The sequence below is a fragment of the Enterococcus infantis genome (assembly GCF_049166715.1).
In the GTDB taxonomy this organism is placed as follows: Bacteria; Bacillota; Bacilli; order Lactobacillales; family Enterococcaceae; genus Enterococcus_C; species Enterococcus_C leclercqii.
This window is the reverse complement of the sequence record NZ_JBMHFB010000002.1, coordinates 116,819-129,864: the sequence shown is the minus strand read 5'-3', so window position 1 is coordinate 129,864 and position 13,046 is coordinate 116,819. Positions and strand designations below refer to the sequence as shown.

General features: G+C 42.3%; 8 protein-coding genes and 1 pseudogene. 2 read left to right on the top strand and 7 right to left on the bottom strand.

From position 1 onward, the window contains the following. Positions 1-2 precede the first annotated feature (2 nt). From ACOMA8_RS03170 to ACOMA8_RS03140, 7 genes and pseudogenes are all read right to left on the bottom strand, one after another. Positions 3-1,391 (bottom strand): sugar transferase, encoded by a 1,389-nt coding sequence (locus ACOMA8_RS03170; RefSeq protein WP_421368449.1) that lies wholly within the window; start codon positions 1,389-1,391, stop codon positions 3-5. A gap of 611 nt (positions 1,392-2,002) precedes the next feature. Then, a pseudogene (galU, locus tag ACOMA8_RS03165) lies at positions 2,003-2,869 on the bottom strand (UTP--glucose-1-phosphate uridylyltransferase GalU); the annotation flags it as partial. Positions 2,870-3,173: 304 nt separating this feature from the next. Continuing rightward, positions 3,174-3,986, bottom strand: a complete 813-nt coding sequence (locus tag ACOMA8_RS03160; RefSeq protein ID WP_421368447.1) for a WecB/TagA/CpsF family glycosyltransferase — start codon at positions 3,984-3,986, stop codon at positions 3,174-3,176. 80 nt (positions 3,987-4,066) lie between these two features. Next, on the bottom strand, positions 4,067-5,383 hold the full coding sequence (locus ACOMA8_RS03155) for a CDP-glycerol glycerophosphotransferase family protein (RefSeq protein WP_421368444.1): 1,317 nt from the start codon (positions 5,381-5,383) through the stop codon (positions 4,067-4,069). A 7-nt stretch (positions 5,384-5,390) separates the two neighbouring features. Beyond that, positions 5,391-6,329 (bottom strand): LCP family glycopolymer transferase, encoded by a 939-nt coding sequence (locus ACOMA8_RS03150; protein ID WP_421368442.1) that lies wholly within the window; start codon positions 6,327-6,329, stop codon positions 5,391-5,393. Positions 6,330-6,852: 523 nt separating this feature from the next. After that, a complete protein-coding gene (locus tag ACOMA8_RS03145) occupies positions 6,853-8,085 on the bottom strand; it encodes a 3D domain-containing protein (protein WP_421368439.1) in 1,233 nt (410 codons plus the stop codon). Between the two features lie 259 nt (positions 8,086-8,344). Beyond that, the gene (locus ACOMA8_RS03140) at positions 8,345-9,121 is read right to left on the bottom strand and encodes a putative ABC transporter permease (RefSeq protein WP_421368437.1); all 777 of its coding nucleotides are present in this window, start codon (positions 9,119-9,121) and stop codon (positions 8,345-8,347) included. 396 nt (positions 9,122-9,517) lie between these two features. Here ACOMA8_RS03140 and ACOMA8_RS03135 point away from each other — a divergent pair, with 396 nt between their 5' ends. Beyond that, positions 9,518-11,272 (top strand): ABC transporter ATP-binding protein, encoded by a 1,755-nt coding sequence (locus tag ACOMA8_RS03135; protein ID WP_421368434.1) that lies wholly within the window; start codon positions 9,518-9,520, stop codon positions 11,270-11,272. After that, the gene (locus ACOMA8_RS03130; protein WP_421368432.1) at positions 11,269-13,023 is read left to right on the top strand and encodes an ABC transporter ATP-binding protein; all 1,755 of its coding nucleotides are present in this window, start codon (positions 11,269-11,271) and stop codon (positions 13,021-13,023) included. Before ACOMA8_RS03135 ends, ACOMA8_RS03130 begins: the two co-directional genes overlap by 4 nt. Positions 13,024-13,046 lie beyond the last annotated feature (23 nt).

The window sequence follows — 13,046 nt, the reverse complement described above, 5'->3', positions numbered from 1 at the left end:
ACTTATCGATAAATTTCAATATCCCCGATTTCTGAAATATCAGAATCAACATCTTCTGTTTCGTCTACCCCTTTTGATGATACTTTATCAAATAAGATTTTGATTGTTTGCAATAGAATCTTCATATCCAAAAGCAATGAATAATTTTTGATATACAAAAGATCAAAGTTCAATTTACTGTTGTAATCAGACGCGTATTTCCCGTAAACTTGCGCATATCCAGTAATCCCGGCTCGTACATTATGACGCAAATAGTAGTGAGCATTTTCTGCTTTAAACTGATCCACAAAAAATGGCCGCTCTGGTCGTGGACCGACAATTGACATATCTCCTCGTAAAACATTGATTAGCTGTGGCAATTCATCAATCCTCAGAGCACGTATATATTTTCCAACTGTGGTTACCCGGGCATCATTTGAACTAGCTAATACGGGCCCCGATTTGGCTTCTGCAGTTGCCGACATAGAGCGAAATTTTAGAATAGAAAATTCTCTTTGATTAAGAGTAATTCGTGTCTGTTTGTAAATGATAGGACCTGGAGAAGTCACCTTAATCAAGGCCGCCGTGACCAACATAAAAGGAGAAGCAATAACCAACAAGATTAAAGAGATCACAATATCAAAAATTCGCTTTAAAAAGTCTTCTTCTTCATTGATTCTGAATTCAGAAGCCTCGATGATACTTTCATCTTCAAAGTTCATCATATTTGGTCGAATCATGACCAAATTCTCAAAGGTCGTAGGCAGAAAAAGCTTTTTCTCTTTGCGGGTTACTAACTCGTAAATGGCTATTTTTTCATTTTCCGGCAATTCATCGGCAAGATAGACGATATCCACATCATCCACTATCTTTGAAACATTTCGTGTGAAATCACCAACAATACCACAAACAACTTTATGCCTATTATTCTTATCACTATCAAAGTTTCGGATAGCAGAAGCAACTTTCTCTTCGCCGCCAACAACTGCCACTTTTTTTGTGGCACTAAATTTCAGATACAATTGGTAAACTATGATTCGAAACAAGCTCAAAAAGACAACGCTAATCAAAAATGAGAGGGCTAGCACAGATCTTGGGAACGCAAACCAGCGTCCGAAAAAAGTAATAATCATAATCGCTAGGCTGATCAAAATCTGGCTAATCACTGTGTTGAATAAAATATCACCCTTGAGCCGATTATAAAAAACATATGATCCCAACAAGAAGTTTAATAGTACAAACGCAATTGAGATATAAATTGATGACTGTTCAAATGTGTAAAAGTTTCGTTCTGGGATATCCCCACTAAACTTGATCAAAAAGCTCAAGTAAATCGAAAATTGGAAGACCAAAACATCCAGTAAAATAATGACTATCCGTCGTGTATTATTCCATTGTTTTTTTTGTTTCATTGTTAGAACTCCTTAAATGTAAGAGACTCTTTCCAACGCACGCAATAGACGTGTAGGCCCCTTATTTATTATCGCTGAAAACTATCAATCAACAGTTATAATACCATACGGAAGTTTTCAAGTACATGTTAGTATTTTCTGGTCAATATCTTTTCACAAAAGCATACCGATACTTTCACCCAAAATAGGCCTTTCTTGATTGTCCGGTACTTTGGATTAGAAATCTTCCAAGAATACCAATCTTAAAAATTCGAATAAGGTAAACCTGCAGATTGCAGCAAAAAATCCAACTATTAATTACTTTTACACTATGTTTGTAATTATTCATTATCTCCTCACAGGACCACTCCGATAATCTATCACATTTAACAGTTTAACTTTGAAAAGTTTTTGCTATCCGAAAAATTCTAAAATATTCAATTTGACCACTTGGATAAAGGGACTACAAAAAAATGCCAAATAGCCCGATTCTTCGAAAAGAGAATCTGAGCTATTTGGCAGCCAGTTATCGGATAATGAGTCATTTACAGTTTCAGTCGATTAGGTTGTGATAGATACAATTTTCAACTAAATGGACTCTATTAGCACCAATGACATATATGAAAAATTGTCTAAAACGTTCCTACTAACTGCTTCAAATAATCTTTCAACGCTACCTTGATCTCCGGATGTTTTAAACCATATTCGATATTAGCCTCAACCATCCCTAGTTTATCACCGACATCGTACCGTTTTCCGGTATATTCATGAGCAAAGACACGCTGATAGTTATTCAAAGTATCAATCGCATCCGTTAATTGAATCTCGCCACCGGCACCCGGTTTTTGTGTTTCCAAGATTTCGAAGATCTCTGGACGTAGCAAGTAACGTCCAATGATTGCCAAATCACTTGGAGCATCATCTGGGTTAGGTTTCTCAACAAAGTTCTTCACATCATAAAGACCCTTTTTCACTTCAGAGATTGGATTGATAATTCCGTATTTAGAGGTATCTTTATGAGGAACTTTCATGACCGCCAACGTGGAAGCATTGGTTTCTTCGTAGTCATCAATCAATTGCTTTGTCAGCGGAATACAATCCTCCATGATATCATCACCCAACATCACAACAAACGGTTCGTCTCCCACAAAAGCTTTGGCACATAAGACTGCATGTCCCAGTCCAAGCGGGTGCTTTTGACGAATGAAATGTAAGTTAATCCCAGTGGTTTCTTCCACTAATGCTAGTAATTCCTTTTTGCCTTTTGAAGATAAATTTTGTTCAAGTTCTAAGTTAGAATCAAAGTGATCTTCAATTGGCCGTTTGCCTTTTCCTGTCACAATCAAAATATCTTCAATACCCGAAGACAAGGCTTCTTCTACAATAAACTGGATTGTTGGCTTATCCACAATCGGCAGCATTTCTTTAGCAATCGCCTTAGTAGCTGGTAAAAATCGAGTGCCTAAACCTGCAGCTGGTATGACCGCTTTACGTACTTTTTTTCATTATAAACTCCCCCATATTTTTGATTAATCAGAGTAACATACTCTAATTACCTGATGTATTCTAAAAAAAGTGCCTGCCATTTAGATAGACAGGACACTATTGGTATACTCATCGAAGTTGATGTGATTTATCACTCGCCGTGTTCTTGTGACTTCTTTTGTGCTTCCAGATCCTTTTTAATCTGCGAAGTAGAAATTTCTGGCGTTCGTGGCAGATAGACTAGGGTGGCATTGGCCTCATCTTCGACAAAACCAAACTTGCTAATTCAGTCACCCCTCTATCATAAGCAGTGATTTATCAATGGTTTTCATGCCCTTTATTCGCGAGAGACTCCTTTACTTTGATATTGCGATCAATTTTTAAAGATTCTTCTTTATTTCTCATTTCAAAAGTATGTTTACGCAATTGCCAACTTTTAACCACATACTGTGGAATTTGACGTAATCTTTCAGGACGATGATATTTAAGTGAACGATACAACCATTCCAAATTCATTTTAATAAAAATTTCTGGAGCTCGTTTTACTACGCCTGCTAATACGTCGAAAGTTCCACCTACATCCAGATATACACTAGCATTTAGTTGATCTATTGATTCTTCCAAAAAAAGTTCTTGTTTTGGAGAACCCAGCGCCACAAAAAGGAATGTTGGATGGACATCGTTAATTTGCTTGATTATTTGTTTTTGTGAATGACTAGTATAGCCATGAATTGCCCCTGCTACTATCAAATTTGGATAGTTAGAAGTAATATTGGAAACTGCCTTCTCTACAACATCCTCTTTCGCACCATATAAAAAGATTCGATACCCCTTATCATCCGCGAATCGCAAGCAGTCGTCCATAACATCTATCCCAGTAACACGTTGCTTAATATTTCCACCAAGATATTTCGACATTTTGACAACGCCTACCCCATCAGGGATTCGGTGACTTGCCCGTTCAATATACGATTTGACTTTTGGATATCGTTCTGCCTGAAGTGTAATTTGAGGGTTCACACTTGTTATAATCATTTTCTTGTTAGAAGCTAGAAAAATAGGCAGATCATTTAAAATAGTCTCTCTCGACAAATTATCCACTGGTAGCCCACTAATATACTCTGTCTCCATTTGTATTATTCCCTCCAAAAATACCACAAAACCAACCTCATACCAACAACACATTAGAGTTATGTATCCAGCCTCGTTGCTCAAAGCAAGCGGGCTGAAACCAGATCCAGCAATCGTTGAACAGCATGACCGTCATTATAGCTATGCCAATGATTTCTAATCTCACTGCTGGAGTCCTTAATCGTCTCTTCAAATGTAGACGATTCGATATTTTTTAATAACGTGATTAACTGATCTTCATTTTTGGCTATCCGACCATCTACATCCTGTAAAAATTCTTCTTGAATCCCCGTCTCATGAGAATAGTTTTCCAAGTCCGGACAAAAAAATAGGTATGGGCTATTCGGCCTTTTTAACATGAAGTCAAAGACACTAGACGAATAGTCGGTAATAAACACATCACAACTTTCAAGCAGATCATTCAAGGGTTCCTCTGTTAACAGAGCATTATCAAAACTGACAATAAAATTATCTTTCACCTTTTCTAATTGCATCCGCGTATAGGGATGCAATTTTACCAATAGATGTAAATCTGCCTTTTGCTTTGAAAAAGCAGAAAAAACTTTTTCAAATATCTGCTCTGATTCACTAATATTATCACGATATGTGGGTGCATACAATATCCGCTTCTGTACATTATTTGAAGTTTGCTGACCACAATTATAACGTTTGTTTTCTAGAAACTTCATTCCGAGTTGATCTGTGCGTGGCACCCCAATACGACGTATAACTTTGTCCGGCACGAGCCAACTTTTTTTGAATACTTCAGCCATTGCTTCCGATCCAACTACAATGTCAGTAAACGTGTCGTATACTTGTTGGAACCGATTCTGATCTGCACTACTTCGTTGGATTGTTTTGGGATCCATCCAACCAAAACATTTGATTGCCCCAGTCGCATGCCAAATTTGAATAATGGAACGGGATTTTTTTTTCTTAGATTTGAGTAGTTTCATAAATCTACTATTTTCGCTAAACGCCGAGGAATCTCTATTATGTTCACTAATTTTTTCAGGTGTTAAAATTTTCTTCGGAAGTGCAGCTAATTCAGGAAAATAGTTATCTGTAATAATTACTGGTGTATTTTTTAATAACCGAAATGTCATTCCCAAAAATAAAGTTTTGTGAGAATATTCTGCCAAACGCAAATTTTTTCCAACAAGATTTTTTATTCTTTCTATCTCATTCGCCATTTGCGGCGTATAACACAACAAAAAGTCTTCCCCATAACGTTTAGCCAACTCAACAATTAATCCACCATCATTTTCAGAAAAACTCAAAATATAAGCCACTCTTGGCGTTTTATAAAGGTCAGACCTAACGTTTTTACTTGGAGAATATTGTTCTTTGATATCAGGTAAAAGTTTTAACAATCCCATGTAAATTTCTTTTTTCATAGCTAACTCACTTAGAACCCAACTGATCGTCTAGTTCATTTTGAACCCGTTTCAACTCTTCTTCGGAAACTCTTTGATAGCTAATATTATCTTGCATAAATCCCTCTCCACTAAGCTGATCAGTCATTGTAGTTCCAAAAGAGTCCCGATAGTTCAGAGCAATTTCTTTCATATCCTCAAAAGAAAGATCCGTTTTAAGATTAGCTTCGACTGCCTTTAAAACCTCTTGGTATTTTGTAATACCATCCATTGTCAAAAGCTTTTTCACAACACCGATAACAATATTTCTTTGGCGCTCTTGTCGTCCGTAATCCCCTCTTGGATCTTCATGTCGCATTCGAGAGTAGGCAAGTGCAGACTCACCCGTCAATGAAATCAACCCGTGTCTAAATGTAAAATCGTCTTGCGTAAATTCCATATTATTCCCAATAGTGATACCCCCAACTGCATCTACTAATTGTTTTAACCCTGCCATATTAACTGCGGCATAATGATCAATAGGAATATCCAAATAGCTCTGGACTGTATCCATAGACATTGCCGCTCCTCCGAAAGCATACGCGTGATTTATTTTATCGTTCTTTCCGTAGCCGACAATCGGAACATATGTATCTCGCGCAATAGAGACTATAGTCGTCTTTTTTTGGCCAGGATTAACGGTTACAACCATCATCGTGTCAGACCGGCCTCTATCAGTTCGGCCTAAATCACCAGTATCGATTCCTAAGAGCAAGATTGAGAACGGCTCTTGTTTTTTTAAGTCCAACTGAGTTTTACGCTGAGCTGAGCCTGGCGTTTTTCCTTGATTACGTTCAACAGATTCATATGTCCGTTGTGCTGATCGGCTTACATCAAAATAAACTTTCACGCCAACACCAACAATAACTACTGTTAGCAGTAAAATTACGCTTACAATTCCTAAAATGATTTTCTTACCCTTTGACATACATTTCCCTCAATTCCATTAATTTTCAGACTCCAAAAATAATTGTTAAACAGCCAAATGATATCACGACTAATTGTAAACAACAACGATTTTTTTAATTGTACTTAACTTGATTATCAGACTTTTGGACAAATGTACTTATTCATATAGGTCAGATTCATTCTATCATGATTAAGACAGTACGCCTAGCCACATATGATTTAGCTTTGATACGATTCCTTCAATTACCAAATTTCGGAAACGAACAGCATTTGAGTATTAAGATTTTCGTCATCTTGGGATACGTGTCCTGATCCAGCAGAACATCTGTGAAATCATTTAATAACGCAAAAAAAGAAAATGCCGAAGCACTTCCTAAAGTGTGTTTTGATCAAAACAACGCCATTTGACAAAGAGCCGATTTATCAAATGATAACTTCTACTAAAAATGTGGACTCAGCAAAAGCTCAGACAAGATTTACTTCTGCCTGAGCTTTGGTTGAGTAATCAAATTAGCGGCTTGTAGATGCCCAATGTTTTTTTCTTATTTAAACACTTTCACCTGTACACTGCGTCTACCCCAAGCGTGCATGGCATCCAGGTCCGTAATGTGGACGTCCATGATGTGACCCTTGATGGCGCCGCCGGTATCCAGTGCCACGGCGATTCCGTAGCCTTCAACTTCCACAACAGTGCCCAATGGAATGACGCTAGGATCCACAGCAACGGCCTGCGGATTGGTGCGCAGATCAGTACCAGAAGCGGTGTATGGTGAGGCACCGGCTTCCTTCCATGAATAAGCGGTGGTCTCAAATGTCATGACGGTGTAATTATCACTGGATTCAGAGCCGCTCCCATTGTTGCCACCAGTTTCGGAACCACTGTTGCCAGGATCCGGTGTTTCAGTTGCTGGCGGTTCTTCAGAACTCTCCGGTGTTTGCGCATCCTCAGTGCTTTCGGATGTGTTGCCGGTGCTGCTATTGCCAGTGCTTGAAGCTGGTGTTTCAGTTGCGGCTTGTGATTCCTTGGCAGCCTCTTCTTCAGCTTTTTTCGCGGCAGCTTGCTCGGCGGCGGCTTTTTCAGCAGCTTTCTTTTTGGCAGCGGCTTTTGCGGCAGCTTCTTTTTCAGCGGCTAGACGAGCTTGTTCCACTTCTTTAGAAGCAGCAATGTTCGTCAAGGTGTCTTGATTTTTTGCCAACTGTTGTTGCAGATCGCTGATGCGGTCTTCCAATTCAGCGGCTTCATCTTCCAAATCAGCTTCTTTTTCCTTAAGGGTCGCTTGCTTTTCTTCAACCTCTGTTTGCAGAGCAACGAGCTTGTCTTTTTCTGCGTGAAGGCTGTCGATTTTTTCTTTTTCCGAGCTTTGCAGCTGGTTGATAGCTACAGCACGGTTGATAAAATCAGTGATGCTTTCGGCGTCTAACAGCGCCGTCCAGCTATATTCCATGCCGCCGTTGACTTGGATTGATTTCAAACGTTGGCCAACTGCGGCTTTACGCTTTTCAATCGTCTTTTCGGTGGTGACAATCTCTGCTTGGGCCTTTTTGATGGCCTGCTGGTTTTCAGCGACAGCTTTACGAGCGGCAGTCACTTTGGCGTAGGTCTCGTTGGCCGCAGTCAATGCGGTCTGGACTTCACCAGAGATTTGATTACTTTGCTTTAGTACGGCGTTTTCTTTTCGGTTCAGCTCATCCATCGTATCTGCGCTGGCTGCAACCGGCGCGACAAGGTTCAGACACAAGAGTCCAACAATTGCCACAGTCAATTTCTGCTTCAAAAATCCAACACCCCTTCAAATAACTTCAAAATCCCTTTTCAGCAACAGCTTCATCCTAATCTGTTGCCATTCGGAGATTTCTCCAACGTGACTCATTATACAAATAGAAAAAGCCGAAATTGTTTCATTTTCTTAACAATTTGTTACAAGTCCTGTGCTCAGTGGAAAAAAAGGGGGGATTGCTTTGAGAAAAAACAAAAAAAGTGGGGGATTGGTCGCCCATTCCCCCACTTTTTTAAGTTGTAACAGAATCGTAACATTACCGTTTTTTCTTTTTAAGATCTTCTACCAGTCCCCGCAAGTCGTCCACACTCTTAACATCCTCTAATTTCAACCTGGGAAAGTTTTTTAAAAGTCGCCGCTGGTTAAAATTCAGTCGTGGCAGGCTTTCTTGCTCTTCGGGATGCTCTCGGAAATAATTGACCCATTCCAAGCGGCGTGCCACCTCTTCTTTTGAGTTTTCTAGAGATTCCTTCAGATCCTCTCGGCGTTTTTCGACAGTGCCATTCAAGCGTTTGACAGCTGCTTGGAAGGCAGTCATATTGGCCAATGTGTAGCCTAGATCCATTGAAGTGATGCACATTAACAGGACCGGCAGCCAAAAACCAAAGCTTGCCGAGAGCCAGCTTTCGATGCCCAAGACCCAGGGATTCACTACTTTGACGATCAACACACAGCCCAATCCCCAAAACAGCGATACCGGAATGGCAACGCGACCATTGATATTCAGTGGCACGCCTTTGTAGTCCCACCAGGATGCATGAAACAGTTTTTCCAATGCAAAGCTGGTGATATATTCCAAAACTGTGACCAAGAGAGCCGCACCAAAATACAAGACCACCAGATTGTCATGAAATGGCCGTAAAAAATACAGCACCGCTAAAATTCCGAAACCGTAGATAGGGGTGATTGGTCCCACCAAAAAACCTCGATAAACGAAGTGCTTGGCTTTGATGGAGCAAAAAACCGTCTCCCACAACCAGCCAATAAATGAATAGATAAAAAATAAGAGCACGACGCGAATAAATTCTTCCATAAAATCCCTCCCGCTTGTCTGTCAGTTTTCACAACCTGCTAGTATGAGCCAGCTAAGCGCTATGTTGTGAGAACTGACGGTTTCGCATAATTATCATAATTATATAGTAGTCTTCTGCCATTAGAAACAGCGGCACTGCTTTCAGTATAACGTACTTTTCCGACAAGAGACACTGAGACAGGCTTTTTCTCAAAATCAGTGCTCCTCTTGAATGCAACTTTTCCACGACACTGGTTTCTGACACTTTTTTTGCGATTGTAAGCGCCGTTCTTTGAGCAAACTTGGCAAAATTCAAGGACGCCACTCTTTTTTCTATCCCGTTTTTCCGCTAGAATGAAGAAGATCATAACAAACGGCTGGTGTTTTCTATCAGTCGCAAAATGAGGGAGTGGCGACATGATCCGATTGTTGAACTATGCCAAAGATTATCGTAAGCAGATCATCTTAGGGCCTTTTTTTAAATTTCTCGAGGCGGTCTTTGAGTTATTTTTACCGCTTTTGATGGCACGATTAGTAGACCAGGGCATCCGGGCCAATGACGCCGGCGAGGTTTGGCGTATGATGGCTGCCATGCTTGCTTTGTCGGTGGTTGGGCTAATATGCGCTGTCATCTGTCAGTATTTTGCTTCAGTGGCTTCGCAAGGCTTCGGCACCGAACTCCGCAACCAGTTGATGGCAAAAATCAACCAGTTGTCTCACCGGGAACTGAATACATTTGGTACCGATACGCTGATTACCCGCACCACTAACGACATCAATCAACTGCAGCTGGCTTTGGCGATGCTGATTCGGCTAGTGGTACGAGCTCCCTTTCTCAGTGTCGGGGCAGTCATCATGGCCTTTGTGATCGACTGGCAAGCAGGCGTGGTCTTTTTGATCACGTTACCGGTTTTCTGCCTCGTATTATTTTTCATCATTCGCTCTACAGTACCATTGTATAAAAAAGTGCAGCAAACTCTCGATCGCTTAAATGAACTGGTGACTCAAAATCTCAGTGGTGTTCGAGTGATTCGAGCCTTTGCCCGCCGCCAACGGGAAGTGGGCCAGTTTGACGAAAGTACCGATGAATTATCAAGGATTTACATTCGGGTCTCCAACATTTCAGCACTGCTGACGCCGGCCACTACCTTGATTATGAATCTGGGGATTTTGGTATTGTTTTATCTGGGAGGCTTCAAAGTCCAATCCGGCCGCCTGGAACAGGGACAAATTCTAGCATTGGTCAACTATATGAACCAAATGCTCTTGGCCTTAATCGTGGTTTCCAATCTGGTAATCATCTTCACCCGGGCGGCAGCCTCCGCACAACGGATCAACGAAGTCTTAGATGTAGTCCCAGCGATTGCGGACTCCCCGCTTACAAGTGCTTCCACGTCATCTACTAAACACCCATTACCACAAACGAATCCTGCCGGGGCTGACATTCGCTTTTCTCATGTAGATTTTCGCTTTGCGGATAACTATGGGCTGGTGCTAAAAGATTTAAACTTCACCATAACACCTGGCACGACTGTGGGAATTATTGGTCCCACCGGCAGCGGCAAATCAGCCTTGACCCAATTAATTCCCCGCTTCTACGACGTCGCTGGTGGCAGTGTGCAAATGGACGGCGTGGATGTGCGGGACTGGCCCCTTGAGCAACTGCGGCAGCAAGTCGCACTAGTGCCTCAGACAGCGGTTTTATTCACCGGCACAATTCGAGACAATCTCCGTTGGGGCAAAGCAGATGCTACAGATGAAGAATGTTGGCAAGCACTGACTTTAGCCCAAGTTGCAGATTTCGTCCAACAACTGCCCCAAGGTCTCGATACCCCTATTTTTGAAGGCGGTAAAAATTTCTCCGGCGGTCAAAAGCAGCGCTTGACTATCGCCCGTGCAGTGATTGCCCAACCATCACTATTGATTTTAGATGATTCTCTAAGCGCTTTGGATTACCAGACGGACCTGCAACTACGACAAGCGCTGCGGCAACAGTTGCAAGGCACGGTTTTGATTATTTCTCAACGGGTGCGCTCCATTCAAGAAGCACAACAGATTCTCGTGTTGGAAGAAGGCCAGCTAGTCGGTAGCGGAACTCATGATTCGCTGTTGGCAACCAGCCGCGAATATCAAGCGATTGTGGCATCGCAGGAAGAAGGTGGTCTTTCATGAAAACGAGATCAATGGATTGGCCCTCATTGCGGCGTTTTATGCCTTATCTCCTTTCCTACCCCGTGTACTTTGTCTTGGCTATGATTTTAGGCGTGGTGGCCGGTGGGACTTCTGTCTTCATGACATGGCAGATTGGTCATGGAATTGATCAGCTGGTAGGAGCCGGCCAGGTCGATTTTGCCGTTTTGTATCAGGTTCTGATACAGTTCGCCAGTGTCGTGTTGCTCACGGTAATCAGTCAGCTATTCATTCAACGGCTGGGAAACAAGGTGGCCTATCTGGCGGCGGCTGACCTGCGTCAGGAAGCTTTTCGTCATTTGAACACACTGCCTTTGCGTTATTACGACCAGACATCTCACGGCAATATCGTCAGCCGTTTTACCAACGACATGGACAACATCTCCGTCGCGGTGTCAGCCGTCTTTAATCAAGTCTTCTCTGGATTGGCTGTGGTGATAATCGCATTGATTGTCATGCTGAAGATGAGTCCGGTACTGACACTGGTCGTTTTGTTGGCAACTCCGATAATCTTTTTAGTGAGTTGGTGGGTTGCCCGCAACTCCCAGGCGGATTTCGTCGCCCAACAAGAAATCGTCGGACAGATTTCCGGCTTTGTCACCGAAATGGTAGGAAACCAAAAGATTGTTAAAGCCTTTGGTCACGAAGCAGCCAATCAGGCGGCCTTTGAAGCTCTGAATCAAGAGCTTTACCAGCGGGGACAAAAAGCGCAATTCTCCTCTTCCCTTACCAATCCCATGTCGCGTTTTGTGGACCATTTGGCCTATGTAGCAGTCGGATTTGTCGGTGCTTTGCTGTTACTTGGCGGCAGTACACTGGTGACGGTGGGAATGATTTCCAGTTTCACCATTTATGCCAGCCAGTTTACTAAGCCTTTCATTGAGCTGTCTGGAATTACTACGCAAATCCAGACCGCCATTGCTGGGATGAAACGGGCCTTTGAAATTTTGGATCAACCATCGGAAACTCCGGATAGCCCAGATGCTGTGGTCTTGAAACAAGTCAAAGGGGCAGTGGCTTTTGAACAGGTGGACTTCGCTTATGATTCCGCACAGCCTTTGATTACTGATTTCAGCTTCCGAGCAGCACCTGGCGAAACCGTAGCAATCGTGGGCAAAACTGGTGCCGGTAAATCGACACTGGTAAATCTGCTGATGCGTTTTTACGATGCTGACCGCGGTCGGATTACCGTTGACGGCCACGACATCCAGCAAATTACTCGCGATAGCCTACGCCAAAGTTTTGGCATGGTCCTTCAAGACACTTGGCTTTTTGAAAGTACACTGCGGGACAATCTCACTTACGGCAATCCGGCGGCTACCGATGATGAAGTCTGGACTGCCTTGAAAAAGACTTATATGTATGAATACGTCATGCGCCTGCCGGACAGACTGAACACAGTTATCGGTGAGCAGGGCATCAAAATTTCTGATGGGCAGCGACAGTTGCTGACGATTGCCCGTACGATGATTGCTAAGACAGCTATGCTGATTTTAGACGAAGCCACCAGCTCCGTGGATACCCTCACCGAGCGCAATATCCAAGCGGCCTTTCTGGAAATGATGAAAGGTCGGACTAGCTTTGTCATCGCTCATCGGTTGGCAACAATCCAAGCAGCCGATCACATTCTTGTGATGGATGCCGGCGCTATCGTAGAACAAGGAACCCATGAAGAATTATTGGCAAAAGACGGCTACTATACCCGTTTGTATCGAGCCCAATTTGAACAGTAAACCAACAGATGAAAAATTCCTTC

Bases quoted from the DNA above. Each gene is read 5' to 3' on its own strand.
- ACOMA8_RS03170 (WP_421368449.1), bottom strand. From the start codon at position 1,391: ATGAAACAAAAAAAACAATGGAATAATACACGACGGATAGTCATTATT.
- ACOMA8_RS03160 (WP_421368447.1), bottom strand. From the start codon at position 3,986: ATGGAGACAGAGTATATTAGTGGGCTACCAGTGGATAATTTGTCGAGA.
- ACOMA8_RS03155 (WP_421368444.1), bottom strand. From the start codon at position 5,383: ATGAAAAAAGAAATTTACATGGGATTGTTAAAACTTTTACCTGATATC.
- ACOMA8_RS03150 (WP_421368442.1), bottom strand. From the start codon at position 6,329: ATGTCAAAGGGTAAGAAAATCATTTTAGGAATTGTAAGCGTAATTTTA.
- ACOMA8_RS03140 (WP_421368437.1), bottom strand. From the start codon at position 9,121: ATGGAAGAATTTATTCGCGTCGTGCTCTTATTTTTTATCTATTCATTT.
- ACOMA8_RS03135 (WP_421368434.1), top strand. From the start codon at position 9,518: ATGATCCGATTGTTGAACTATGCCAAAGATTATCGTAAGCAGATCATC.
- ACOMA8_RS03130 (WP_421368432.1), top strand. From the start codon at position 11,269: ATGAAAACGAGATCAATGGATTGGCCCTCATTGCGGCGTTTTATGCCT.